This window comes from Neisseria iguanae, assembly GCF_003013245.1.
GTDB lineage: Bacteria > Pseudomonadota > Gammaproteobacteria > Burkholderiales > Neisseriaceae > Neisseria > Neisseria iguanae.
In genome coordinates, this window is sequence record NZ_PXYY01000026.1 from 1 (window position 1) to 26387 (window position 26387).

At 49.7% G+C, this 26387-nt stretch carries 22 protein-coding genes and 2 pseudogenes; 16 read left to right on the top strand and 8 right to left on the bottom strand.

Annotated elements, in window-relative coordinates; all coding sequences use genetic code 11:
* Positions 1 to 427: 427 nt before the first annotated feature.
* On the bottom strand, positions 428 to 964 hold the full coding sequence (locus tag C7N83_RS14670; RefSeq protein ID WP_170064823.1) for a hypothetical protein: 537 nt from the start codon (positions 962 to 964) through the stop codon (positions 428 to 430).
* Between the two features lie 305 nt (positions 965 to 1269).
* Between C7N83_RS14670 and C7N83_RS05690 the strand changes: the two are divergent.
* A pseudogene (locus C7N83_RS05690) lies at positions 1270 to 1443 on the top strand (IS1595 family transposase); the annotation flags it as partial.
* A 117-nt stretch (positions 1444 to 1560) separates the two neighbouring features.
* On the opposite strand, the gene hemL reads toward C7N83_RS05690, so the two are convergent.
* Together hemL and C7N83_RS05700 are read right to left on the bottom strand one after the other, a co-directional pair.
* Positions 1561 to 2847, bottom strand: a complete 1287-nt coding sequence (gene hemL, locus C7N83_RS05695) for a glutamate-1-semialdehyde 2,1-aminomutase (protein ID WP_106741245.1) — start codon at positions 2845 to 2847, stop codon at positions 1561 to 1563.
* A 56-nt stretch (positions 2848 to 2903) separates the two neighbouring features.
* Positions 2904 to 3206 (bottom strand): glucosamine-fructose-6-phosphate aminotransferase, encoded by a 303-nt coding sequence (locus tag C7N83_RS05700; RefSeq protein WP_146135101.1) that lies wholly within the window; start codon positions 3204 to 3206, stop codon positions 2904 to 2906.
* A gap of 287 nt (positions 3207 to 3493) precedes the next feature.
* Here C7N83_RS05700 and C7N83_RS05705 point away from each other — a divergent pair, with 287 nt between their 5' ends.
* On the top strand, positions 3494 to 3868 hold the full coding sequence (locus C7N83_RS05705) for a hypothetical protein (RefSeq protein WP_106741248.1): 375 nt from the start codon (positions 3494 to 3496) through the stop codon (positions 3866 to 3868).
* A gap of 215 nt (positions 3869 to 4083) precedes the next feature.
* A complete protein-coding gene (gene miaB / locus C7N83_RS05710) occupies positions 4084 to 5415 on the top strand; it encodes a tRNA (N6-isopentenyl adenosine(37)-C2)-methylthiotransferase MiaB (RefSeq protein ID WP_106741249.1) in 1332 nt (443 codons plus the stop codon).
* Between the two features lie 76 nt (positions 5416 to 5491).
* Here miaB and C7N83_RS05715 read toward each other — a convergent pair whose 3' ends face one another.
* Complete coding sequence (locus tag C7N83_RS05715; protein WP_106741274.1) at positions 5492 to 6424, bottom strand: AEC family transporter; 933 nt, start codon at positions 6422 to 6424, stop codon at positions 5492 to 5494.
* A gap of 240 nt (positions 6425 to 6664) precedes the next feature.
* Between C7N83_RS05715 and C7N83_RS05720 the strand changes: the two genes are divergently transcribed.
* Entirely contained in the window at positions 6665 to 7978 is a 1314-nt protein-coding gene (locus C7N83_RS05720; protein ID WP_106741251.1) for an NCS2 family permease, read from the top strand.
* 85 nt (positions 7979 to 8063) lie between these two features.
* Here C7N83_RS05720 and C7N83_RS05725 read toward each other — a convergent pair whose 3' ends face one another.
* Positions 8064 to 9206, bottom strand: a complete 1143-nt coding sequence (locus C7N83_RS05725) for an extracellular solute-binding protein (protein WP_106741252.1) — start codon at positions 9204 to 9206, stop codon at positions 8064 to 8066.
* A 304-nt stretch (positions 9207 to 9510) separates the two neighbouring features.
* On the opposite strand from C7N83_RS05725, the gene rpsT reads away from it, so the two are divergent.
* From rpsT to lpxH, 5 genes are all read left to right on the top strand, one after another.
* Complete coding sequence (gene rpsT / locus C7N83_RS05730) at positions 9511 to 9774, top strand: 30S ribosomal protein S20 (RefSeq protein ID WP_106741254.1); 264 nt, start codon at positions 9511 to 9513, stop codon at positions 9772 to 9774.
* Positions 9775 to 10025: 251 nt separating this feature from the next.
* Positions 10026 to 11171, top strand: coding sequence for a phospholipase A (locus C7N83_RS05735; protein ID WP_106741256.1), 1146 nt, complete (start codon positions 10026 to 10028; stop codon positions 11169 to 11171).
* A gap of 161 nt (positions 11172 to 11332) precedes the next feature.
* Positions 11333 to 12031, top strand: a complete 699-nt coding sequence (locus tag C7N83_RS05740) for a DUF502 domain-containing protein (RefSeq protein WP_106741257.1) — start codon at positions 11333 to 11335, stop codon at positions 12029 to 12031.
* An 84-nt stretch (positions 12032 to 12115) separates the two neighbouring features.
* Positions 12116 to 13924, top strand: a complete 1809-nt coding sequence (gene aspS, locus C7N83_RS05745) for an aspartate--tRNA ligase (RefSeq protein WP_106741259.1) — start codon at positions 12116 to 12118, stop codon at positions 13922 to 13924.
* 317 nt (positions 13925 to 14241) lie between these two features.
* Positions 14242 to 14949, top strand: a complete 708-nt coding sequence (gene lpxH, locus C7N83_RS05750; RefSeq protein WP_106741275.1) for a UDP-2,3-diacylglucosamine diphosphatase — start codon at positions 14242 to 14244, stop codon at positions 14947 to 14949.
* A 125-nt stretch (positions 14950 to 15074) separates the two neighbouring features.
* Here lpxH and C7N83_RS05755 read toward each other — a convergent pair whose 3' ends face one another.
* The 3 genes from C7N83_RS05755 to secA form a co-directional block, all read right to left on the bottom strand.
* Positions 15075 to 15524: a ProQ/FINO family protein gene (locus C7N83_RS05755; RefSeq protein ID WP_106741261.1), complete on the bottom strand. Its 450-nt coding sequence runs from the start codon at positions 15522 to 15524 to the stop codon at positions 15075 to 15077.
* 154 nt (positions 15525 to 15678) lie between these two features.
* Positions 15679 to 16776, bottom strand: coding sequence for a chorismate synthase (aroC, locus tag C7N83_RS05760; RefSeq protein WP_106741262.1), 1098 nt, complete (start codon positions 16774 to 16776; stop codon positions 15679 to 15681).
* 221 nt (positions 16777 to 16997) lie between these two features.
* Entirely contained in the window at positions 16998 to 19754 is a 2757-nt protein-coding gene (secA, locus tag C7N83_RS05765; protein ID WP_106741264.1) for a preprotein translocase subunit SecA, read from the bottom strand.
* A gap of 152 nt (positions 19755 to 19906) precedes the next feature.
* On the opposite strand from secA, the gene C7N83_RS05770 reads away from it, so the two are divergent.
* The 7 genes and pseudogenes from C7N83_RS05770 (at position 19907) to argF (ending at position 25882) form a co-directional block, all read left to right on the top strand.
* Positions 19907 to 20335 carry a DciA family protein gene (locus tag C7N83_RS05770; RefSeq protein ID WP_106741266.1) on the top strand — a complete coding sequence of 143 codons (429 nt, stop codon included), beginning with the start codon at positions 19907 to 19909 and terminating at the stop codon, positions 20333 to 20335.
* 217 nt (positions 20336 to 20552) lie between these two features.
* On the top strand, positions 20553 to 21110 hold the full coding sequence (gene azu / locus C7N83_RS05775; RefSeq protein ID WP_106741268.1) for an azurin: 558 nt from the start codon (positions 20553 to 20555) through the stop codon (positions 21108 to 21110).
* A 435-nt stretch (positions 21111 to 21545) separates the two neighbouring features.
* The gene (locus tag C7N83_RS05780; RefSeq protein ID WP_106741277.1) at positions 21546 to 22055 is read left to right on the top strand and encodes a hemerythrin domain-containing protein; all 510 of its coding nucleotides are present in this window, start codon (positions 21546 to 21548) and stop codon (positions 22053 to 22055) included.
* A 109-nt stretch (positions 22056 to 22164) separates the two neighbouring features.
* Positions 22165 to 22782 carry an HI_0552 family protein gene (locus C7N83_RS05785; protein WP_106741269.1) on the top strand — a complete coding sequence of 206 codons (618 nt, stop codon included), beginning with the start codon at positions 22165 to 22167 and terminating at the stop codon, positions 22780 to 22782.
* A 145-nt stretch (positions 22783 to 22927) separates the two neighbouring features.
* Positions 22928 to 24067, top strand: a complete 1140-nt coding sequence (gene dapE / locus C7N83_RS05790; RefSeq protein ID WP_106741278.1) for a succinyl-diaminopimelate desuccinylase — start codon at positions 22928 to 22930, stop codon at positions 24065 to 24067.
* Positions 24068 to 24138: 71 nt separating this feature from the next.
* Positions 24139 to 24645, top strand: a pseudogene (locus C7N83_RS05795) (methylated-DNA--[protein]-cysteine S-methyltransferase); the annotation flags it as partial.
* A 241-nt stretch (positions 24646 to 24886) separates the two neighbouring features.
* A complete protein-coding gene (argF, locus tag C7N83_RS05800) occupies positions 24887 to 25882 on the top strand; it encodes an ornithine carbamoyltransferase (RefSeq protein WP_106741272.1) in 996 nt (331 codons plus the stop codon).
* Positions 25883 to 26387: the final 505 nt, after the last annotated feature.

The window sequence follows — 26387 nt, forward strand, 5'->3', positions numbered from 1 at the left end:
AAACGCAAACTTATCCTGCCCCATTTCCATTAAGTTGCGGATAACCCGCTCTGCTTGACGTCAGTCTGTGGCCGGGCAATACGGGGAAACCTGTTTTGCACACAGGCAGCCGGAAACGGATGTGCCGTACTGCCCCGATATTTCCATGCCGTGATCTGATGGTATAAGGGCAGCAATCGATTACATCGCGCAAAAGAAACTTTTACAGCACCGGCAGCGGTACGGCCAGGCAAAATGGCGGCATACCGCCCTCTCGAAAAATCATCAATGGCAACAAACAGGCAATCTCTTGGGGTGGTAGCTTTTTGATTCTGCAATCAAGGCAGCCGTTTGGTGTCGGAGTGCGCCGTTTCGCCCGGATAAGGTTTTTGCCTGTTTTTTGAGTGTTTTTTCGACGGGCTTCCCAACTTTAGCCAAACGTTTCATGTCATACTTGGCTTGTTTGAAACGGTTGCCGGTACTGTTTTGCGGTGTCGGCAGTTGCCATCGTGCCGCCTAAGGATACGGTAAATGGTTGCTTTGCTGACTTGGCATTGCCGGGCCGGCGAAGTAACGGTGGTTTTATCCTGCGTATAGGGTTTTGACGGTCTGCAAAAAACCGTGAACGGTTGATGCGCTGATGCGCGAACCTACCCCGCATCAAGCACGCCACAGCCCCTGTCACTACCGGTATAAACAATGCTGTCAGGTGTTGTTTGCTGTTTGATAACCGGAAATAAGGCATCCTTCCCGCTATCCCCACAACGGCGGTACCAACCTTTCCCTGCCGCTTTAAGGTGCCGGATACTGCCGCTTTCCCTGCTGTCGCGCGTCCGCGTTTGCCCTTGCGCCGACCGCCAAAATAACCCCCGTCCGGCCCGGTGGGGCCTCTGAAAACCCCGCCGGCTTCTTGCGCCAAATGACAGGCAGTCACCCGGCAGGTTTTGTGGTAGGACAACATAGCCCAACCGGGTTGGATACCCAAAATATCAGCGGCTGCACGGTCGGTGGCTTCCGGTACGAAAAACCGGAGAAGTTTTCTTTGGGTATTCTTTGTTAATTTGCAATTGGTTATCTTTATTTTTGCCGTCTGGCACGACTGCCAATCTGCTTCAGCCTCTAAAAATGAACACGCGACCTACCCGCAGGGGCAAGCATACCTTGAATTTAAAAAGTTTCCTTGCTTTTTAGCTGTAAGAAAAGCCGGCGTTGTTTACCGTATTGGAAAGACAATACTGAAATGAACACCCACAAAAACACCCGGCTCACCCCACATCAGCGCCAGGCCTTATCGGCGGCATTGGAAATTGTTGGAACCGGGCTAGGTGCGTCTTGCGCAAATACAATGGGGTTGGCCGTAAATCTTTCCCGCTGTCCTTGAAAGGATGCGGGTTCCGCTTTAACTTCGGCACACCGTCCGGGCAGCTTGAAATGCTGCGGAAATGGTGTGGTGTTTGGGGTTAATCTATGTCAGCTCCTAAAAAATGCGTTCCGTAAGGAACGCAACACAATATGTAGGCCGTCTGAACATTATTTTTCAGACGGCCTACCGTCATTTTAATTCAATCAAACATCAAATACTTACTTCGCCATTTCTTGAAATACGTCATGCGCGATGGCGATGGTTTCGTCAATCAGTTCCGGCGTGTGTGCGGCGGAGACAAAACCGGCTTCGTAGGCCGACGGGCCGAAGGCGGTGTTGCGGTCGAGCATGCCGTGGAAGAAGTATTTGAAGGTATCGGTGTTGCTGCGTGCCATGTCGTTGTAGTTTTGCGGAGCATGGTCGGCGAAATACAGGCCGAACATGCCGCCTATGCTGTCGGCAGTAAATTGCACGCCGTTTTCCTTGGCGGCGGCGGTGAGGCCTTGCACAAGCTGCCTGGTGCGTGCGGTCAGGTTTTCATAAAAACCGTCGCGCTGGATGATTTCCAGCGTTTTCAAGCCGGCGGCTACGGCCAGCGGATTGCCGGAGAGGGTGCCGGCCTGATACACGTCGCCGAGCGGGGAAATGCATGCCATAATTTCGCGTTTGCCGCCAAATGCCGCCAAAGGCATGCCGCCGCCGATGACTTTACCCATGGTGGTCAAATCAGGCTTGATGCCGTGCAGTGATTGCGCGCCGCCCAAGGCTACTCGGAAGCCGGTCATTACTTCGTCGTAAATCAACACTGTGCCGTGTTGTTCGGTGAGAGTGCGCAGGGCTTTGACAAAACTTTCAGACGGCCTGACCAAATTCATGTTGCCGACAAACGGCTCCAAAATCACACAGGCGATGTCGTTGCCGGATTGGGCGAAGGCTTCTTCCAGTTGGGTGACACTGTTGTATTCGAGTACCAAAGTATGTTTGGTGAAGTCGGCCGGCACGCCTGCCGAACTCGGGTTGCCGAAGGTGAGCAGGCCGCTGCCGGCTTTCACCAGCAGGCTGTCGGAATGGCCGTGGTAGCAGCCTTCGAATTTGATGATTTTGTCACGGCCGGTGTAGCCGCGCGCCAATCGGATGGCGGTCATGGTGGCTTCGGTGCCGGAGCTGACCAAGCGCACTTGTTCCACGCTCGGGATGATTTTGGCGATTTCTTCGGCGATGGCGATTTCGCCTTCGGTCGGCGCTCCGAACGACAACCCGCCCAGAGCCGCTTTGCGCACGGCTTCGAGCACTTCAGGATGGGCGTGGCCGACAATCGCCGGCCCCCATGAACCGACGTAATCGATGTAGCGGGTGTCGTTTTCGTCCCAAACGTAAGCGCCTTCGGCTTTTTTTATGAAGCGCGGCACGCCGCCGACGCTGCCGAACGCGCGCACCGGTGAATTCACGCCGCCGGGAATGATGGCTTTGGCGCGGGCAAACAGGGTTTCATTGCGGTCGGTCATGGGTTATTTATCCTTATTTGTCAGTGTTTTTCCAGTATTGGTAAAATGGGCTTTGCTTAACGGATGGCTTCCGGAATGCTTTCGGCAAAGTCGGGAAATGTTTTGATAAAGTCGGACAAAGGGGTCGTCTTTTCTTTTTTGACATCATAGCTGAAGCGGTAGTCTTTGATAATGTCTTTGTCGTAATTGATGCAGAGTTTCCAGCGTTTTCGGGTGCCGCCCATGTAAATCATATTGGTCGGCAGGAAATTATACAGTGGTCCCGATGTGGCTGCATAATCGTAACAGGATCCGCGGGCCGAACCGAACGTGTTTTCCATTTCGGTGCGGGTGGTTTGCCCTCTGAGTGGGTTTGGCATTTATGCTCTTCGGTCTGCCCGTGCAGAAACGCATGTTTGCGGCCGCCGAAATTAGATACGCATCCTGCCGGCAATGCGGCAAGCAAAACAGCAGTCGTTAAATTTTTCATAGTGCTTCCTCCCGGCAGACGGATTGCCATTATAGCGGTTTTTGGTTTCAGACGGCATGAATTGTTATTGAAAATAAAAATTACTCTTTAAAAACAAATACTCTATCTGGATTCAAATGCTTTGTGTTATAATTTTCATCCATTTCTCCATTTGTTTTAACTATAAAGAAGAAAATAATGTTACGCGGAATCCTTATTTTTTGTGCATTACTCGTTCCGCTGTCTGCCTTGGCACAGCAGCGCGATATTCCTCACGATATGCATGTCGCTATCCTGAAACAGGTCAGACTGCCCTATGTCAAATTGAGTAACGGTGGTTTTTCTTGGCTGAAAATTCTGACTTTGGGACTGACAGACGGTAATAGCGCGACCGTTCAGGTATCGCGTATGGCCAGAATCAAAGACGAGAATGATCGCTATATCGTGATGGGGCGGCTGACTGCGCAGGCAGGTAAAACCGTTGCGGTCAGACGCGACGGGTCAGGGCTGATCCGCGAGATTTGGATTTTGTCAGATGACGAAGTCGCAAAACTGGCGGTTATGGCAGAATAAATTACGCTCCTTTCAAACCGGCGCAGGGAGGGCAACCCTGCCTACAATGTTCCGATGACCTGTTATTTGAAAGCCGTTATTTTTGAAATGGCGGGCGGGGATGTCCACCCTGCATCGAAAATACCGTTCAGACGGCCTTAAAACTAAAAGGCCGTCTGAAAACATTTTGAAAAAACAACATTCAAACAACCTTAACGAAACACAAGCAAACAATCATGAAAAAAGTATTTATCCGCACGTTCGGTTGCCAAATGAACGAATACGACAGCGAAAAAATGCTGGCCGTATTGGCCGAAGAACACGGTGGCATCGAGCAGGTTTCGCAAGCCGATCAAGCCGATATTATTTTGTTCAATACGTGCTCCGTGCGTGAAAAAGCGCAGGAAAAAGTATTCTCTGACTTAGGCCGAGTGCGTCCGCTCAAAGAAAAAAATCCCAACCTGATTATCGGCGTAGCCGGTTGCGTGGCATCGCAAGAAGGCGAGGAAATCATCAAGCGCGCGCCTTATGTCGATGTGGTGTTCGGCCCCCAAACTTTGCACCGCTTGCCGAAAATGATTGTGGATAAAGAAACTTCCGGTCATTCGCAAGTGGATATTTCCTTTCCTGAAATCGAAAAATTCGACCACTTGCCTCCGGCACGTGTGGAAGGCGGCAGCGCGTTTGTTTCCATTATGGAGGGCTGCTCGAAATATTGCAGCTTCTGTGTTGTGCCTTATACCCGTGGTGAAGAGTTTTCACGCCCGTTGAATGACGTGTTGACCGAAATTGCCGGTTTGGCGCAACAAGGGGTGAAAGAAATCAACCTGTTAGGTCAAAATGTAAATGCTTACCGCGGCGGGATGGATGATGGAGAAATCTGCGACTTTGCCACGCTGTTGCGCATTGTGCACGAAATTCCGGGCATTGAGCGCATGCGTTTTACCACCAGCCATCCGCGTGAATTTTCCGATTCGGTTATCGAGTGTTACCGTGATTTGCCGAAATTGGTGTCGCATTTGCACCTGCCGATTCAAAGCGGTTCTGACCGCGTGTTGAGCGCAATGAAACGCGGTTACACTGCTTTGGAATACAAATCCATCATCCGCAAACTGCGTGCCATCCGCCCTGATTTATGTTTGAGCAGCGACTTTATCGTCGGCTTCCCGGGGGAAACCGAACGCGAGTTTGAACAAACTTTAAAGCTGGTGAAAGACATTGCTTTTGATTTGAGCTACGTCTTCATTTACAGCCCGCGCCCGGGTACGCCTGCGGCCAACCTGCCGGACGACACGCCAAATGTCGAGAAAGTACGCCGTTTGGAAGCCTTAAACGAAGTCATCGAAGCGGAAACCAAACGCATCAACGAAAGCATGATCGGTTCGGTGCAACGCTGCTTGGTGGAAGGTATTTCTAAAAAAGACCCCGACCAACTACAGGCGCGTACCGCCAACAACCGCGTGGTAATTTTCAACGGCGCGCCGGATATGATTAACCAAATGGTTGATTTGGAAATTACTGATGCCTACACCTTTTCGCTGCGTGGTGTGCCGGTATCGAAAAATTAAGGCTGTCTGGAAACGGCAAACCAGGCCGTCTGAAAAGGAGTATGCTTTTCAGACGGCCTTTCGTTTATGCAATTAATCAAATTATCCATTGGTAAAGCGCGATCATCAGCGGCATGCTCACTACGCAAAGCAGCGTAGTGATGCCGTAAATCGCACTGGCTTTTTGCGGATTCTTTTGATACAGTACGGCCATTTGCGTAACCGTCGCAGCCGATGAGCTGATGGTGGCGAGAAAACTGATGAGCACTACGGTTTGATTGTGGCTGTTTTGTCGGGACAGGCCGAACAATTTAATCATTATCAGTAGGATCAGCGGCATCAGAATCAGGCGCAGGAAGGTGACGAGATAAATGCGTTTGGATGCGATGATTTCTTTCAAAGGCAGTGAGGCAATCAACATACCGGCAATCATCATGGCCACGGGACCGATCATACTACCGACGTTGGCTAGCGCGTTGTCCACCACAGACGGCAACTTGATTTGAAAGGCAAACATAAATAAGCCGGCAGCAATAGATAAGATATTAATGTTGATGAAAATTTTCTTTAGTGACATCTGGCTGCGTCCGGCAAACATCACGCGCAAGTGTGTCCAAAACAATACGGTTTGCACAATCAGATAACCAGCCGTGTAAATCAGCCATTCCGTCCCGAATACCGCCATCACCACCGGAATAATCAAATTGCCCGCATTGGTGTAAATCACGGCGGCTTGTTCCAGAATATCGAGTTTGAAAATTTTGGCGAAGAGCTTGCCCAATATAATCAGCGAAAAGTTAAACAGCAGCGCCAATTTCACCGAGAGCCACAAGCCGCCGAGAATTGCGGAGGTATAATCCACTTGGAAGGCGTGAATCATCACGGCCGGGCTGATGAGGTAGAGCGTAATTATGGAAAGCGGATAGCTGTCGCCGGGTTTGAGCAGTTTGAATTTCACCAAAGTAATGCCCATCAGCACAATCAGCGTGAGTTGGGCGATTTTTTCGGCGAGCAGCAGGGAGGTTTCCATAAGAATATTGATAGGATGTGAATAGATGGGGATTTTACGCCTTTGCAGCGGGTGCGACAAATCGTATGCCTTTCGGCATAATGCTTAAAGGCCGCCTGAGAAGGAAACGGCATTGGATAAAGAATGGAAACGTTATTCTAAAAAAACGAACGTGTCTGTTTCAGACGGCCCGGGTAGATTTAATTACCCGAAGTACTTATAATACCTCTTGAATTTTTTACCTAACTTATAAAGACCAAAATGAATACTTCAGATAATAGTATGTTCGAGCGCATTTTCAAATTGAGCGAAAACGGCACCAACGTGCGCACGGAAGTGATGGCAGGTTTAACCACTTTCCTGACCATGTGTTACATCATCATTGTCAACCCCTTGATTTTGGGCGAATCAGGCATGGATGTTGGCGCGGTGTTTGCCGCCACCTGTATCACGGCGGCCATAGGTTGTTTTGTGATGGGCTTGGCCGGTAATTATCCGATTGCACTGGCGCCGGGCATGGGTTTGAATGCTTATTTCACCTTCGCTGTGGTGAAGGGCATGGGGGTGCCTTGGCAGGTGGCGTTGGGTGCGGTGTTTATGTCCGGCCTGATTTTTGTTTTTTTCAGCCTGTTTAAAGTACGCGAAATGTTAGTGAACGCGTTGCCGATGAGCTTGAAAATGTCGATTGCTTCCGGTATCGGTCTATTTTTGGCTTTGCTCGCACTCAAAGGCGCAGGCGTGATTGTCGATAACCCGGCCACGCTGGTCGGCATGGGCGACATTCACCAGCCGTCGGTATTGTTGGCTTTGGGAGGTTTTGTCGCGGTGTGCGTGTTGGGCCATTTCCGTATTAAAGGCGCAATTATCATCACTATTTTGGCGATTACCGTGTTGTCGAGCCTGATGGGTTTGAGCGAATTCAAAGGCGTGGTCGGCGGCGTGCCGAGCATTGCGCCGACATTTATGCAGATGGATTTTGAAGGTTTATTCACTGTCAGTATGGTCAGCGTGATTTTCGTGTTTTTCTTGGTGGATTTGTTTGACAGTACCGGCACGTTGGTCGGCGTGTCACACCGTGCAGGCTTATTGGTTGACGGTAAGTTGCCGCGCTTGAAACGTGCCTTACTGGCCGACTCCACTGCGATTATGGCTGGTGCGGCTTTAGGGACGTCTTCCACCACGCCTTATGTGGAAAGTGCCTCGGGCGTGGCCGCAGGCGGCCGCACGGGCTTGACTGCGGTTGTGGTCGGCTTGCTTATGTTGGCATGTTTGGTGTTCTCACCATTGGCGCAAAGCGTGCCGGCGTTTGCCACCGCCCCGGCTTTGTTGTACGTTGGCGCGCAAATGTTGAGCAGCGCGACCGAAATCGATTGGGATGACATTACCGAAGCCGCCCCGGCGTTTTTAACCATCGTTTTCATGCCGTTCACCTACTCGATTGCCGACGGTATCGCTGTAGGTTTCATCAGCTATGCAGTGATCAAACTGTTGTGTGGCCGCGCGAAAGAAGTGCCGCCGATGGTGGGGATTGTTGCCGTATTGTGGGCACTGAAATTCTGGTATTTGGGCGGTTGATTTGTCCGGCCAGAAGATACTTTAAACAGGCCGTCTGAAAACAATATGTTTCAGACGGCCTTTTAGCATTTAAAACCCAAGTGGATTAGTTGGTACCCACTTTGATTTTTTGCCACAGGCTGACGGTCAGTTTCTTCGCATCGGAGCCCATTTGTGGCATCACGAAACCGTTTTTCATATCTTCTGCATTCGGGAAAATAGAGCGGGTTTCTACCAGCGCTTTCGGCATTTTTTCGCGTGCCGGCAGGCTGGCAGGAGCGAAGGTTACGGCAATACCGTTTTTCGCGGCAATGTCGGCATCCAGTGTGTAGTTGATGTATTTATGCGCATTGGCGGTGTTTTTTGCATCGGCAGGAATCAACCATGATTCGATCCAGAACCCCATGCCTTTCGGTGTCAATACTTCAATACCGACGTTGTTGTTCACTTCTTCCGAACGGACTTTGGCCAAGTTCAAGTCACCACCGTTACCGGCTGCCAAACACACGTCGCCGCGTGCCAATTCGTCAATGACTGAAGGACTGAAGCGTTTCACGTCAGGGCGGACAGCTTTCAAGACTTCGGCGGCGGCCTTGATGTCGTCGGTGCTGGTACCTTTGGGGTCTTTGCCCAAGTAGTTCAACACAATCGGGAACATTTCAGACGGTGTATCCCACAAGGCAATGCCGCATGATTTCAATTTGCCGGTGTATTCCGGCTTGAACAGCAAATCCCAGCCGTTCTCAGGTAGTTGGCCGCCCAACAATTCTTTACCCTTGGCAGTAATGGCCAAAGTGTTCACGCCTGAGAAGTAAGGCACGGCGTATTCATTGCCCGGGTCGGCTGTTTCCAGCATTTTCAACAGCTCAGGGTCGATGTTTTTGTAGTTTGGAATCAATTCCTTGTTGATTTTTTGATATGCGCCGGCTTCAATTTGGCGCGGCAAAAAGGCGATACCCGGTACAACGAGATCGTAGCCGGATTTGCCGGTCAGCATTTTGGCCTCAAGGGTTTCGTTGTTTTCATACAAATCATAGGTCAGCTTCAAATTGTTGGTTTTTTTGAAGTCTTCGACGGTGCTTTCGTCAACGTAGTTTGACCAGTTGTAGATATTCAAGGTGTCGGTAGCGGCTGCTTCGGCATTGGTAGCAGGCGCGCTGCCTGCTTGAGGTTGCTCGGCTTTTTTCTCGCCACCGCCGCATGCGGCCAGTGAAAATGCGGCCAATACGGCTAATACGGATTTTTTCATACGGGTTGGCTTCCTGATGAAAGAGTTGAAATAATAAAAAACAGACATGCCCCATTAACACCCCGGCAAGCTGTAAGGCCATTGTAATGTAAGCTTAATCAAAATCAAAGCCATATCAGGAAATTTATGTAAAAAAGCTATAAATTAAGAGGGGAAAACAAGGAGGTGGCCGCAGGGTAGTGTGGTTTTTGGGCGAACACGCAGCACGAATCGGAAAGTTTAAAGAGAAAAGACTTGCATATAGGGGCAATCATCTTTAAAATTTTACGTTTACAGAATTTATTTTTCATTCAGGAGATTCAATATGGCAAACAGCGCACAAGCCCGTAAACGTGCCCGCCAGTCGGTTAAACAACGCGCTCACAACGCTAGCCTGCGTACCGCATTCCGCACTGCAATCAAAAAAGTGTTGAAAGCTGTTGAAGCCGGTGACAAAGCTGCTGCTCAGGCAACTTACCGCGAATCAGTAAAAGTGATCGACCGGATTGCCGATAAAGGCGTGTTCCACAAAAACAAAGCTGCTCGCCACAAGAGACGTTTGTCTGTTAAAGTAAAAGCCTTGGCTTAATCTTCCTCAGCCCGCCGCATAAGGCGGCACACTATGCAGGTGATACCTGCAATAAGCGATTGCCCCTGACCGGATAAGGTATTTCAGGGGCATTGCTGCATCTTACAGGAAGCAGATGATTTTCAGACAGCATGATAGAAATTACAGTTGTCTGAAAATGATTGAGAATATCGGGTTGATTAGAATAATCAAGCAAGGTTCGGAGCCGGCAGGTTATATGCAGGTTATATTGATTGACGGAAACGGTAAATATGATGTTGAAACGTTATTTATGGATCGGTGCAGGCTGGGCGTTGGTTGTACCTGCCGCTTTAGCTTCGGATTCGGCTGCGCTGAAATGTGCGGCCATGGCGGATAATGCCATGCGTTTGGCGTGTTACGATAAAATTTACGCCGCCCAACTTCCACCGTCTCAGCCTTTGCAATCATTGGCAACTTTGGAAACCAAGCAGCCGGTGGATTTGGTGCAAACAGTCAATGCTAGCATTGAAAATAAACAAACCACCATTGTTTTTGATGAAAAGACGGATGAATATTTGCTTTCCGAATCGGCTTTGCGTGATGCGGCCGAAGCCTATACGCCTTTGAGCATCATGTATGATTTGGATGTCAACGATGCACGCGGCATCTTGACAGTGCGCGAACATACGCCAATGTACCTGATACCTGCTTGGTATAATTCCAGCCCGAATTATTTGCCCGAATCGCCTTCGCGCGGTGTAGCGATGGCGGAAAGATTTACCGAACAGAAACGTCTCGAAGCCAAAATGCAGGTGTCTTTTAAAAGCAAGCTGATGGAAGACATGTTTAAAACACGTGCGGATTTGTGGTTCGGATACACGCAGAAATCCGATTGGCAGCTGTATAACCAAGGCCGCAAATCGGCACCGTTTCGCAATACCGATTACAAGCCTGAAATTTTCCTGACCCAACCGGTGAAGCTGGATTTGCCTTTCGGCGGCAAGCTACGCATGGTAGGCGCCGGTTTTGCCCATCAATCCAACGGCCAGAGCCGTCCGCAATCACGCTCATGGAACCGTATTTACGCCATGGCGGGCATGGAATGGGATAAATTGACCGTGATTCCGCGCGTTTGGGTGCGCACCGATGCCAAAGGCGACGAAGATGATAATCCGGATATTTCCGATTATATGGGCTATGGTGATATCAAAGTGCAATACCGTTTGAACGACAAGCAAAACGTCTATTCCGTGTTGCGCTACAATCCGAAAACCGGACGCGGTGCGGTGGAAGCCGCTTATACCTTTCCGATTAAAGGCAAGCTCAAAGGCGTGGTACGCGGTTTTCACGGCTATGGTGAAAGTCTGATTGATTACAACCACAAGCAAAACGGCATCGGTTTCGGCCTGATGTTCAACGATTGGGACGGCATTTAACCAGCAATTTTCAGAATCCGTAAGGCAGGCTTATCCAAACAGACTGTAAGGGTGTGGATGTTTATGTGACAAACTATGAAAAACACTCGTTTCTTACCGCCCAAACGCGTATAATAGCGCGCTTGGGCGGTCATATTTGTGTGCTTGTCGGATAGGAAAACATGGCAGAACAACCAGCGGAGAGCGGTAAAATTGCTAAATCATTGAAAAGATACCTGATTACGGGTATTTTGGTGTGGTTGCCCATTGTGGTAACTATTTGGGTCATTACCTATATCGTATCGGCTGCCGACCAATTGATTAATCTGTTGCCGGTTCATTGGCAGCCGCAGTATTTTTTAGGCTTCAATATTCCCGGTTTGGGCGTGATTGTGGCGATTGTGGTGCTGTTTGTCACCGGCCTTTTCGGAGCAAACGTTTTAGGCAAACGCATTATTTCGGCTTGGGATGGCGTGCTCGGCCGCATTCCTGTGGTCAAGTCGATTTATTCGAGCGTGAAAAAAGTGTCGGAATCTTTGTTATCCGACAGCAGCCGTTCATTTAAAACGCCGGTATTGGTGCCTTTCCCGCAGTCTAATATCTGGACGTTGGCCTTTGTTTCCGGCCATATTCCCGATTCGGTCAAAGCGTCTTTGCCGCAAGGTGGCGAATACATTTCAGTTTATGTGCCGACCACGCCGAATCCGACCGGCGGTTATTACATCATGGTGAAAAAAAGCGACATTCGCGAGCTTGACATGAGCGTGGATGAAGCCCTGAAATATGTAATTTCTTTAGGCATGGTCATGCCGGATGGGCATGTTCCCAAAGTACTGGCAGATGATGCGGGCAAACCCTTGTCTGAGCCTGCCGGACACTAATGCAAATTGATACAGGCCGTCTGAAAGTTTCAGACGGCATAACCATTTTAAACCAAATTAAATCAAACACAAAAAGGTGATTTTATGCGTACCAACTATTGCGGCTTAATCAGCGAGCAATATTTAGACCAAACCGTAACCGTCAAAGGTTGGGTGCATCGCCGTCGCGACCACGGCGGCGTGATTTTTATCGACTTGCGTGACCGCGAAGGTATTGTGCAGGTCGTTATTGATCCGGATACCAAAGAAGCATTTGAAACCGCCGATTCTGCGCGTAATGAATACGTTTTGAGCATTACTGGCCTTGTGCGCAACCGCCCGGAAGGGACTGTCAACGACAAAATAGTGTCGGGAAAAATCGAAATTTTGGCCAAAGAAATCGAAGTATTGAATAGCGCTGTCACGCCGCCGTTCCAAATCGATGATGAAAACATCAGTGAAAACGTGCGCCTGACCAACCGTGTGATTGATTTGCGCCGCCCAGTGATGCAAAATAACCTGAAACTTCGCTATAAAGTCGCCATGGGGGTACGCTGTTTCTTGGACGATCAGGGCTTTATCGACATCGAAACGCCGATGCTGACCCGTTCGACCCCTGAAGGGGCACGTGATTACCTTGTGCCGAGCCGCGTGCATCCGGGCGAATTTTTCGCTTTGCCGCAATCGCCGCAATTGTTCAAACAATTGTTAATGGTGGCCGGTTTCGACCGCTATTACCAAATTACCAAATGTTTCCGTGACGAAGACCTGCGTGCCGACCGCCAGCCTGAATTTACCCAAATTGATTTGGAAACCTCGTTTTTGAACGAGAACGAAATCATGGACATTACCGAAGCAATGGCCAAAAAAGTATTCCAAGATGCCATCGGTGTAGAATTGGGCAATTTTCCGCGCATGCCTTTTAGTGAAGCCATGTTCTATTATGGTTCCGACAAACCGGATTTGCGCATCAGTTTGAAATTCACCGAATTAACCGACTTGATGAAAACGGAAGAATTCAAAGTATTCCGTGGTGCAGCTGATATGAAAGGCGGCCGTGTGGTGGCGTTGCGCGTACCCGGGGGTGCAAAACTGAGCCGTAAAGAAATTGACGAGTACACCAAATTCGTCGGCATTTACGGTGCCAAAGGTTTGGCTTACATCAAGGTCAACGATGTGAGCAACTTGAGTAACGGCGAAGACAGCGGCCTGCAATCGCCGATTGTGAAATTCCTGTCTGAAAACGCCCTGAAAGAAATCATTGCCCAAACCGAAGCGCAAAACGGTGATATTATTTTCTTCGGTGCCGACAAAGCCAAAACCGTTAACGAAGCCATCGGCGCATTGCGTATCAAAGTCGGCTTGGAACACGGTCAAGACAACGGCTATTTCGTCGATGGATGGAAACCACTGTGGGTGGTCGATTTCCCGATGTTCGAATACGACGACGAAGCAGGCCGTTACACTGCCGTACACCATCCGTTTACCGCGCCGAAAGAAGGCCACGAAGATCAGATGGAAAGCCAGCCTGAACACTGTTTGGCACGCGCTTACGACATGGTATTGAACGGTTGGGAAATCGGTGGCGGTTCGATTCGTATCCATCGTGCCGAAGTACAGGAAAAAGTGTTTGCTGCATTGAAGATCACGCCCGAAGAGCAGCAGGAAAAATTCGGCTTCCTGCTCGATAACCTGAAATTCGGTGCTCCGCCGCACGGCGGTTTGGCTTTTGGTCTCGACCGTTTGGTGACCTTGATGGCCGGTGCCGAGTCCATCCGCGATGTGATTGCCTTCCCGAAAACCCAGCGTGCGCAATGTCTGCTGACCAACGCGCCAAACGCGGTGGATGATAAGCAATTGCGCGAATTGAGCCTGCGTTTGCGTCAAAAAGCAACGGAAAGCAAAGAAGCGTAATATGTGTTTGATAAAGGCCGTCTGAAAGATTGAATCTTTCAGGCGGCCTTTTTAAGGTGTATCCTCATTTCATCATGCGGCATCTTTTCGGCATAAAAACCTGGTCTGCTGCACTAAAAATGCGCGCAAGGCGTCCGACCTTGCCGGGCCGGCTGTTTTACCGGCGCGGCGTGTAAAACCGTCCTCTTTGAGTATCATCTTGCATACGCGCTTTTCTGCTCGAAAACCGGCAGTGCAGAAAAAATGAGAATACGCCTTAATATACACAGGACGTCTAAAAAATTATAATGGCTGAAAGTGATTTGATGAACCTTCTTATGCCGATTTATTTTATTGCCGACTTACATTTGAGCGAATCACGCCCCGAGCTGACTGCGCTGTTTCTGCGTTTTATGCAGGAAAAAGCACCACATGCGCAGGCGGTGTATATTTTGGGGGATTTGTTTGATTTTTGGGTGGGAGATGACGGACAATCGTCGTTGATTGACTCGGTTAAACAGACTATCCGTGCTGTCAGCAATCAAGGCGTGGCATGTTATTTTCAGCACGGCAACCGCGATTTTATGATTGGCAGACGGTTTGCACGCGAATGCGGCATGACTTTGCTTCCGGATTATCAGCTTGTCGAACTATTCGGCCAAAAAGCCTTATTGTGTCACGGCGATACTTTGTGTATTGATGACTTGCGCTATCAGGCATTTCGTAAAAAAGTACACCAAAAATGGCGGCAAAAGCTGTTTTTAATGTTACCGTTGGCTGTCCGCTTGAAAATTGCGCATAAAATACGCCATGCCAGCAAGCAGGACAAACAGCAAAAACCGGCGGAAATCATGGACGTAAATCCTGAGTTTACTGCCGGAATCGTCAAGCAATACGGTGTGCCGCTTTTGATTCATGGCCATACGCACCGGGAAAATATCCATGTGAATGAATTATTTACCCGGATTGTGTTGGGCGATTGGAAAGTGGATTATGCATCGGTGTTGAAGTTTGACGAGCAGGGCTTTGAATTTGTGAAAGACTGATTGAAGCAGGCATAATATTGCGTTGTCGGTTTGGACCGTTTTCTGCATGAATATCAAGAGAAAGGCCGTCCGAACTGACGTTCGGACGGCCTTTGCGTTAAGACGAAGATTGCATAATTAAGCTATTAAGCTTCGCGTTGCGTTTCAGCAGCGGCCGTAGCCTGTGCAGTTGTTTCAGGTTCGGCAGTTTCTGCTGCTTTGGCCGCTTGATGTTCGGCTTGGGCGGCCATGGCTTGCTGCACGGCAGGGTGTTGTTGGGCGACGGCTTGTTCTTCCGGGCTCACTTCGCCTTTGAAGCGGTTGTTCAAATCGAAACGTTTGCCGCCGCGAGCCAATGTTTTCAGATAACGCGGACGGCGGCAGTGATTAGCGAGCACGCGGGCAATCAGGTTGGCGTCGTATTGCGGCAGAGCGACAACTAAGTCTTGGTCAATGCCGACAGCCAATGGTTTGAAACGCTTGAATACGTCGTATTTGCTGTAAATATGATCGGCAATCATGTCGGTTTGTTTCTTTTTACTCATGGTTTGGACGGCGGTTTTGAGTGCGGCGCCCAAAGCAGTTTCTTGTGTCATGTTGTCTGTATTCCTGTCAGTCTGAATCCGTGCGCTCCCTAGAACACGGCGAATGTCTGCCATTGTAGTATAAAGAGGCTGATTTTGCGAAGTTTTTTTTGTGTGATTTTGTTCAGATGGCCTGATTTTGACACAGGCCGTCTGAAACTGTTGATTATTTGAAACGAGCGATATCGGGTGTGCTCACGCGTACATCGGCATTTTGTGCGTGGTGGCGCAAAGCGTGATCCATTAACACCAAAGCAAGCATGGCTTCGGCAATCGGCGCGGCACGCAAGCCCACACAAGGATCGTGTCGGCCAAGGGTAGCAATTTCTACCGGATTGCCGTCAATATCGATACTGCGGCGCGGTGTGGCAATCGAGCTGGTCGGTTTGATGGCGATGTTGATGTGAATGTCTTGGCCGGTGGAAATGCCGCCGAGAATGCCGCCGGCGTGGTTGCTTAAAAAGCCTTCCGGCGTGAGTTCATCACCATGCTCGCTGCCGCGTTGTGCCACGCAATCGAAACCTGCACCGATTTCCACACCTTTGACGGCATTGATGTTCATCATGGCGTGGGCAATGTCGGCATCAAGGCGGTCGAACACTGGTTCACCTAAGCCGATTGGGATGTTTTTTGCTTCGATGTGCAGTTTTGCACCGACAGAATCTAAGGATTTGCGCACGCTGTCCATATAGCTTTCTAATTCTTCGATTTGGCTTTGGTTGGCGGCGAAGAATGGGTTTTGGCTGATGAATTCGAGATTTTCAAAGCGTATGGCTTTTTCGCCGACTTGGGTGACATAGCCGGTAATTTGAGTACCGAATTGTTTTTTCAGCCATTTTTTCGCCACAGCACCGGCTGCCACGCGGGCAGCGGTTTCTCGGGCGGAAGAACGGCCACCACCACGGTAATCGCGTGTGCCGTATTTGTGCCAATAGGTGTAGTCGGCGTGACCGGGGCGGAACTGTTGTGAGATGTTGCCGTAGTCTTTGCTGCGTTGGTCGGTGTTGCGGATCAGTAAAGCAATCGGGGTGCCGGTGGTTTGGCCTTCAAACACGCCGGATAAAATTTCCACTTTGTCAGCTTCGCGGCGTTGGGTCACGTGGCGGCTGGTACCGGGTTTGCGGCGGTCGAGATCGGTTTGGATGTCGGCTTCGGTCAGCTTTAATCCGGGCGGACAGCCGTCGATAATGCAACCCAATGCGGGGCCGTGGCTTTCGCCGAATGTGGTTACGGTGAAGAGTTGACCGAAAGTGTTGCCTGCCATAGTTCTACTTTGCAATATTGTTAAACGGAATAGGCTGGATTTTAACATAAAGGCTCTCTGAAACGGATTTTGTTTTCAGACGGCCTGATAAAGCTGTTTGGTATGATAAATTTTTTGGCATAACGATTCTCGAAAAGTGAATAAAATATGTTTTACAGACATAAAAAGGCCGTCTGAAAACGCAAAATATTTTCAGACGGCCTTGGTTCATTTTAAACCAATCAGCTCAATTTACCGTGACACTGCTTGTATTTCAAGCCGCTGCCGCATGGGCATGGGTCGTTGCGGTGAATAATTTGGCCTTTGGCGGCCAAGGTTTCGGGGCTGAAGTCGCTGCCTGTCGGATTGAATGCATCGGCAGCCAAATCGCTTTTTGATTCGCTGAGCAAATCTTCAATATTCGGTGCTTCGGAATGCATTTCCTGAACATCGGTGATTTGTTGGGCGGCAAAGTCTTCGGCAGGGGTATCGTTGCGTTCTATTTGCACTGAGATCAGCAACGAAGCGATGTTGTGTTTAATACCGCTCCACAGGTTTTCAAACATGGCAAAGGCTTCGCGTTTGTATTCTTGTTTCGGATTTTTTTGGGCATAGCTGCGCAGGTGAATGCCTTGACGCAGATAATCCATCGCCGCCAAATGCTCGCGCCATTGGTTGTCAATGACTTGCAGCATGACGTTGCGTTCGAAATCGGCCATTTGCTGCTTGCCGACCAGTTCGACTTTGCCGGCGTATTCGGTTTCGATGTGGTCAATCAAACGCTCTTTCACATCTCGGCCGTCTAAGGTGTTGTCGGCTTGCAACCAGCCTGCGATGTCGGCATTCAGGCGGAAATCGGCTAAGAGTTTGCTTTGCAGCGTCGGCAAATCCCATTGTTCTTCCATGGTGTCAGGCGGCATGTGGGCATCGACCAGATCGCTGACGACTTCTGCGCGGATGTCTTTGGTCAGGCCGGTAACATCTTTGTTGGTCAGGATTTCGTTGCGTTGGTGGTAAATCACTTTACGTTGGTCGTTAGCCACGTCGTCGTATTCTAAGACTTGTTTGCGCATATCGAAGTTGCGGCCTTCGACTTTGCGTTGTGCGCCTTCGATTTGGCGGGTCAGCATGCCGTGTTCGATGGCAACGCCGCGTTCCGGTGTCAAGCGGTTGAGGATAGCGGCGGCTCGGTCTAAGGCGAACAGGCGTAATAGCGGGTCTTCAAACGACAGATAGAATCGGCTTGAACCCGGGTCACCCTGACGACCCGCACGGCCGCGCAACTGGTTGTCGATACGGCGGCTTTCGTGGCGTTCGGTGCCGATGATGTGCAGACCGCCCGCGGCAACCACTTGGTCGTGTTCGGCCTGCCAGCCGTTTTCCAAGGCAGCGATTTGCGCGGCTTTGTCTTCGTCGCTTAAGTTTTCATTGGCTTGGATGGCGCCGGTCTGATGTTTCAGATTGCCGCCCAACACGATATCGGTTCCACGGCCGGCCATGTTGGTGGCCACGGTAATTGCGCCGACTTTACCGGCTTGTGCCACGATTAAGGCCTCGCGCTCGTGTTCTTTAGCGTTTAAGACATTGTGCGGCAAACCGGCTTCAGTCAGCATGCGGGATACCAATTCTGAATTTTCAATGCTGGTTGTGCCCACTAATACTGGTTGGCCTCTGTGGTAGCATTCCTGAATATCTTTCGCCACAGCTTCGAATTTTTCGTCGGTCGAACGGAAAATCTGGTCGTTGAAATCTTTACGTCGAACCGGGCGGTTGGTCGGGATAATTACCGTTTCCAAACCGTAAATGCTTTGGAATTCGAATGCTTCGGTGTCGGCTGTGCCGGTCATGCCCGATAATTTGGTGTAGAGGCGGAAATAGTTTTGGAAGGTAATGGATGCGAGCGTTTGGTTTTCGCGCTTGATTTCTACGCCTTCTTTAGCTTCGACTGCTTGGTGCAAGCCTTCCGACCAGCGGCGGCCTGCCATCAGACGGCCTGTAAATTCATCGACAATGACGATTTCGCCGTCTTGAATCACATAATGCTGGTCCAGGTGGAACAAGGTATGCGCGCGTAATGCGGCCATCAGGTGGTGCATCAATGCGATGTTGCTGGCAGAGTAGAGCGAGTCGTTTTCCGCCAGTAAGCCCATTTGGGTCAGAATTTGTTCGGCGTGCTCGTGACCGGCTTCGCTCAAAATCACTTGGTGCGCTTTTTCATCGACCCAATAATCGCCTGCGCCTTCTTCGGTTTCTTGGCGCACCAATTGTGCCGGAACACTGTCGATCACTTGATAAAGCTGCACATTGTCGTCGGCTTGGCCGGAAATAATCAGCGGGGTACGTGCTTCGTCAATCAAGATGGAATCGACTTCGTCGACCACGGCAAAATTCAAACCGCGCTGGACTTTGTCGTATTGGTCGGTCACCATATTGTCGCGCAGATAGTCGAAACCGAATTCGTTGTTGGTTCCATAGGTGATATCGGAGCCGTAGGCGGTTTGGCGGTAGAAGGGTTCCATATCAGAAACAATCACGCCGACGCTCAAGCCCAAGAAGTTATACAAAGGCGCCATAATCCCTGCATCGCGTGTGGCCAAGTAATCGTTAACGGTCACCACGTGTACGCCTTTGCCGGAAAGGGCATTCAGATAAACAGCCAAAGTGGCGACCAAGGTTTTGCCTTCGCCGGTACGCATTTCGGCGATTTTACCGTTGTGCAGCACCATGCCGCCGATGAGTTGCACATCAAAGTGGCGCATGCCCAATACGCGGCGGCTGGCTTCGCGGCAGACGGCAAATGCTTCGACCAAGATATCGTCCAAATTGGCGCCATCGGCCAAGCGTTGTTTGAATTCTGCGGTTTTCCCCTGTAATGCATCGTCGTCCAAAGCCTGCATATCGGCTTCGAGGGCATTGATTTTCGCGACGGATTTACGGTATTGTTTCAGCAAGCGGTCATTGCGGCTGCCGAAGATTTTTTTTGCAATGTTTGTCAGCATGAATTGTTCCTGCGCCTGATATAAAATAATGGCGAAAGCTGGATTTTAACACAAGCGGTTGGGCAAAGTGGGAATGCTGTCTGAAATAGAGACAGTTTTACCGTATTTCAATATCCTTTGACGAAATCACCTATAAAAAGGCCGTCTGAAACATGAATTTAGAACAATTGGGCAAACGAGACCGACATTTGCAGGCATTGTTGCAACAAGCGCAACAGTGGCATAGGCTGGACAGGGAAGTGAAAAACATCCTGCCTGTAAACCTGCGCCTGCATTTTCAGACGGCCTGTGTCGAAAACGGCAAACTGGTGTTGATTGCGGCCAATAATATGGCTTCTTCGCGTCTGAAAATGATTCTGCCCTCGCTGTTGCCGCAATTGAAACTGTTGTGTCACGATATTGCCGAAGTACAGGTCAGAGTATTGCCCAAAACGCCCAAGCCGGAGCGGAAAAATACGTTGAAATTAAGCGATGCGGTATTGCAAAGTTTTGAAGAAGCCGCCACACGGCTTCAGGCGCAGCATCCGAAATTGGCCGAACGCTTGGCACAATTGGCCAAAAAGCATCACCGGCAAGAATAATTTGTTAAAATATGCTAATATCAAAACAAAAAACACTCTGAAAAAAGGCAATTATCCTCATTGTGTAAGTCAGTGTAAATTCTGGTTTAAATTTTGATTTAAATCAAAGTTTATAGCAGAATAAAGTTGCATACTTCTTTTTTGTCAAAGAAGACATGGTGTCTTCAAAGTACAAATATTTTGAATAATTGAACATTCTCGTCATTAGGAGATATACATGAAAGCTTATTTGGCTCTGATTTCTGCAGCCGTTATCGGTTTGGCTGCCTGTTCGCAAGAACCTTCTGCTCCGGCTGCCCCAGCTAACGAGCCTGCCCCTGCTGCTGAAGCTTCTGCCCCTGAAGAAGCCGCACCGGCTTCTGAAGCTGCCGCCCCGGCCGCTGCTGCCGGCAACTGTGAAGTAATCGTTGAATCCAGCGATGCTATGCAGTTCAACACCAAAGATATTGAAGTCAGCAAAGCTTGTTCTGAATTCACCATCACTTTGAAACACGTCGGTACACAGCCTAAAGCCAGCATGGGTCATAACTTGGTTATTACCAAAGCTGAAGACCAAGACGGCGTATTCAAAGACGGAGTGGCTGCAGGCCCTGATGCCGAATACGTGAAAGCCGGTGACGAGCGTATCGTTGCACACACCAAATTGATCGGTGGTGGCGAAGAAGACACCATCAAATTTGATCCTGCCAAATTGGCAGACGGCAGCTACAAATTTGCTTGTACCTTCCCGGGCCACGGTGCTTTGATGAACGGTACCATTACTTTGGTTGACTGATTTTCAGTGAATCAAGCATAAATCAAACGGCCTGCTTTTTGCGGGCTGTTTTACTTTCTTCGGTATCCAATGTATTCAAAAAGCGTAAAATAAACAATCAGGCCGAGATTTTTTCAAACGTTCCATCTTCGGCACATTTCTTCACAATACGCGTCTCTGACGCCAGCCTTTCTTCATGATGTCTGCGCGTTCTGCGATGCGACAGTTGGTTAAATGAATCATGACGGCATAATACTTGAATCCGACATTTGCTTAAAAAGCCGGGAAACTGTTTAAATTCAAGATAAAGTTTACCCTTGCGGGCAAATGCCGGATATGGGTATCGACCTATTCCGTGTGTTCATTTTTAAGTTAATCAGCTATATTGCTTTAAACCGTACCCAAATCTGGGGTTTTGTAAAGGCCTTAGGCCGTCTGAAAAATGAAGAACAAGTCATGAATCCATTCAACACCCGAAGCGTGACCTTTGCCGAACCGATCGACATGCTCTATGCCTGCCACGACAAAGTGCGCCGTTTTTGCAGTCAAGTAACGATGCTGCCCGATTATATTGCTGAACATGGCCGCAATGATGTCGTGTTGCAGGCCGTACGCCAAATCAGTCAGTATTTCAATGTTGCCGCGTCTTTGCACCATGAAGACGAAGAAGAAAATTTCTTCCCTTTGCTGTTGCGTTACGCGCCTCAAGCGCAGGCAAGTATTGACGAATTATTGCGCCAGCACGAAAGCCTGCATGCCGGCTGGTCAGCTGTGGCAGCAGAGTTTGCCCGATTGGAAGCCGATGCGGATTATCAGTTAAACACCGAAGTATTGCAGCGTTTTGCCGCCGGATATGATGTGCATTTGGGCATTGAAGAACCTTTGTTTGAAATGGGTAAAACTTTTATTCCGAAAGAAAAACTGGCTGAAATCGGCGGGATTATGGCAGCAAGAAGACGAAAATAAGTCTGTCGCTAAAGAATTTTCAGACGGCCTCGGACATCTCCGCATGTCGTCTGAAAACAAGCCGTCAACAATCGGCCATTTTTAAGACTTTTCCCAAGAGAGAACCATCATGCTCACCCCGCAAAGCAGCGAACTTTTCGACCTTCCCTTTTACCAGTTTGCCCAAATGAAAAAACACGCGCCGGAAATGATTGAGCCGGCCAAAGCTGCGTATAAACACCATTGGCGGATTTGGCGCGAACTCATCGAATGCGTGGCCGATGATTTGGGCGAACCTTTTGCGCCGCCGCACATCGAACGCTGGTGTAACGGCTGGCAGGTGCGTGCCCACTTTTTCGCCTATTTCAAATACGCCCAACACAAAGATTCCGCCGCGATTATTTCCGTGTTGCTCAACCGCCGCCGCCTTACCGTCAGCCTTGATTGGCATTGCTACAAAGCCGGCGTATCCCCCACCGCCTTGCCGCAATACAACCAATGGTTGGACGGATTGGACGTGCAAAAATATGCCGCTTTTGACATTTGGCATGGTGCGGAAGACGAATATGCCGATTATGCCACTGTCGCCGACACGCCGTCTGAAAATATCCGTCTGCACAATTCAGACGATTTTTTCTGTATCGGCAAACACATCAAGCGCGCGGATTTGGGCAAACAAAACGTGCAACAATGGATTGTGGATGCGATTGAAGAATTGATTCCGCTCTATGAAGCCTGTTTCAAATAAACCGTTTTCATACGACCTGCTGTGAGTTGCCAGATAAAGCGCATCTCGTTATCATCACAATCATTCTCAGGCCGTCCGAAAAACGGGATGCCTTTTCTTCTATACTGCTGTAACCTAAAAAATGCCATTGAAAACAAAGTATAAAATGACCGAGACCCAATCCCTGGAGTTTGCCAAGCAACTCATTGCCCGTCCGTCCGTGACCCCCGATGATCAAAACTGCCAGCAGCTTTTGGCCGAACGCCTGCAAAAAATCGGTTTTACCATCGAAGAAATGAATTTCGGTAACACCAAAAATATCTGGGCGCGCCGCGGCAACAGCACGCCGGTGCTGTGTTTTGCGGGGCACACTGATGTCGTGCCGGCCGGCCCTTTGGAAAAATGGGATTCGCCGCCGTTTGAGCCGGCCGAGCGCGAAGGGCGTTTGTATGGACGCGGCGCGGCGGACATGAAAACCAGCATTGCTTGTTTCGTGACTGCCTGCGAGCGTTTTGTAGCCAAACGTCCTGACCACCCGGGCAGTATTGCGCTGCTGATTACGTCCGATGAAGAAGGCGACGCGCACAACGGTACCACCAAAGTGGTGGATGCATTGAAAGCGCGCGGTGAATTGATGGATTACTGCATTGTCGGCGAACCGACGGCGACTGAAGTATTGGGCGATATGCTGAAAAACGGCCGCCGCGGTTCGCTCTCTGGCAACCTTGCTGTCAAAGGCAGGCAAGGCCACATTGCCTATCCGCATTTGGCGGTTAATCCCGTGCATACTTTTGCCCCCGCTTTGCTCGCGTTGACGCAGGAAGTGTGGGACGAAGGCAACGATTATTTCCCGCCGACCAGCTTTCAGATTTCCAACATCAGCGGCGGCACCGGCGCGACCAACGTGATTCCGGGAGAGCTCAACGTCAAATTCAATTTCCGTTTTTCCACCGAATCCACTGAAGAAAGCCTGAAACAGCGCGTACAGGATATTCTTGACCGCTGCGGTGTGAATTACGATTTAGAATGGTCTTGTTCCGGCCGGCCATTTTTGACCCAAGCCGGCCGCCTAACTGATGTCGCGCGTGCTACCATTCGGAAAATCTGTGGCGTGGAAGCCGAATTATCCACCAGCGGCGGCACTTCAGACGGACGTTTCATCAAAGCCATCGCCACAGAATTAATTGAACTGGGTCCGAGCAACGCCACCATCCACCAGCTCAACGAAAATGTATTGTTGGAAGATATTCCCAAATTATCGGCGATTTACGAAGGTATCATGGCAGAACTGTTGGAAGAAGATTGAGGCCGTCTGAAATGAACCCTGCCGATTTGCGTTTTGCCCATTGTGACGATTACACCGCCATATTAAACATGGCGTGGGTTGACACGCCCATCGGCAAAATGCTGGCCGTATTTGGCAGCGAAGGTTTATGTTTGCTTGAATTTGCCGGCCAAAACCGGCTGCAGCGGGAATTGAACCAGTTGCAAAAAGCACTGGCGGCCAATTTCAGTTGGCAAAAAAGCATGTATTGTGATGAATTCCAACACGAATTGGCCGAATATTTCTCAGGCCGCCTGAAAGCATTCCACACGCCGCTTCACATGGTCGGCACCGATTTTCAAAAGCAGGTGTGGCAGGTTTTACTAACCATTCCCTACGGCGCAACCCTGAGCTATAAAGAGCAGGCACAGCAATTGGGTAATTTGAAAGCCATTCGCGCAGTCGCCGCGGCCAACGGGCAAAACAAAATTTCCATTTTGATTCCGTGTCATCGGGTGATTGGCAGCGACGGCAATCTTACCGGTTACGCCGGCGGTATCAACCGCAAAAGATTTCTGCTGGATTTGGAAAGCGGTATGGAGCAAGGGATGCTGTTTTGACGTTTCAGACGGCCTTGTGCCGTATCAAAGAGTGAAGGCTTTCAAAAAAACCATCTTTAGCACATTTCTTCGCAACGCGCTTTTCGAACGCTTGTCTGTCTGTATTTGGTATGTCTGAGCGTTTTTTGATTTTTGATGCCATTGCTTTGAACCATACTCGGATACAGGGTTTGCAAAAGCCCCAAGCTGCCTGAATAAGATTTTAAAAACCATTTCAAAACATAATGATAGGGAGAGTGAGATGAATCTAAAAAACCGCCACTTTTTAAAGCTGCTCGATTTCAGCCAAGACGAAATCCTGCATTACCTGAAACTTGCCGCCGAACTCAAAGCCGCCAAAAAAGCAGGCAAAGAAGAGCCGCAGATGAAAGGCAGAAACATTGCCTTGATTTTTGAAAAAACTTCCACCCGCACGCGTTGCGCGTTTGAAGTGGCGGCGCGTGACCAAGGCGCGGGCGTGACTTATCTCGAGCCGGCCGGCAGCCAAATCGGCCACAAAGAAAGCATCAAAGACACTGCGCGTGTGCTGGGCCGCATGTACGACGGCATCGAATACCGCGGCTTCGGGCAGGAAATTGTCGAAGAATTAGCCAAATATGCCGGTGTGCCGGTGTTTAACGGCCTGACCAATGAATTCCATCCAACCCAAATGCTGGCCGATGCACTGACCATGCAGGAACACAGCAACAAACCGCTGAACCAAGTGGCTTACGCTTATGTCGGCGATGCGCGGTACAACATGGCCAATTCGCTGCTGATTTTAGGCGCGAAACTGGGCATGGATGTGCGCATCGGTGCGCCGAAAGCCTTGTGGCCGTCTGAAGACATTATTGCCCAAGCAAAAGCCGTGGCGGAACAAACAGGCGCGAAAATCCTGCTGACTGAAAATGCTGAAGAAGCAGTTAGGGGTGTTGACTTTATCCATACCGATGTGTGGGTCAGCATGGGCGAGCCGAAAGAAGTATGGCAGGAACGCATTGATTTGCTCAAAGCCTATCGTGTTACCCCTGAACTGATGGCGGCCTCGGGCAATGCGCAAGTGAAATTTATGCATTGCCTGCCCGCGTTCCACAACCGCGAAACCACCGTCGGCGAATGGATTTTCGAAACCTTCGGTTTAAACGGCGTGGAAGTGACCGAAGAAGTATTTGAAAGCGAAGTCAGCATTGTGTTTGACCAAGCGGAAAACCGTATGCACACAATTAAAGCAGTGATGGTGGCTGCTTTAGGCGAGTGATTGTGGGTATTGATTAAAGGCTGGCTGAATATTTCAGACGGCTTGAGACCTTTGTAAAACCCTCTTAAACCCCATGCAAAGTAACCATAGTTACCAAATGGCGTAATACGTCCCACCCTCCCCTAAAACCCTCTAAATTCCCTTTAAGCCGAATTTAGAGGGTTTTCTTCATGAGCAGCTTGTTCAAACAAACTACCGAAACCATGATTGCCAAACATATTGACCGGTTTCCATTGCTTAAAAACCACTTCATTACCGGCCGGCAACCGTTATCCCGAACAGCAAAAAGGCCGTTATACCCGTCATAACGGCGGCCGTCCCCCTTGTTCATGACTGTCCGTGTCCAACGCCGTTTAACCGGCCGATGCACAGCCTATCCGACCCCGGACACAGCCTCATTACCCGTATTGGCTTTTATCTCTTTTGTGGTTTTGACGAACCCGACACACCCGGGCACAGTACACTTTGCCGTTATCGTCACGGGTTGGCCCAAAACAATATCTTG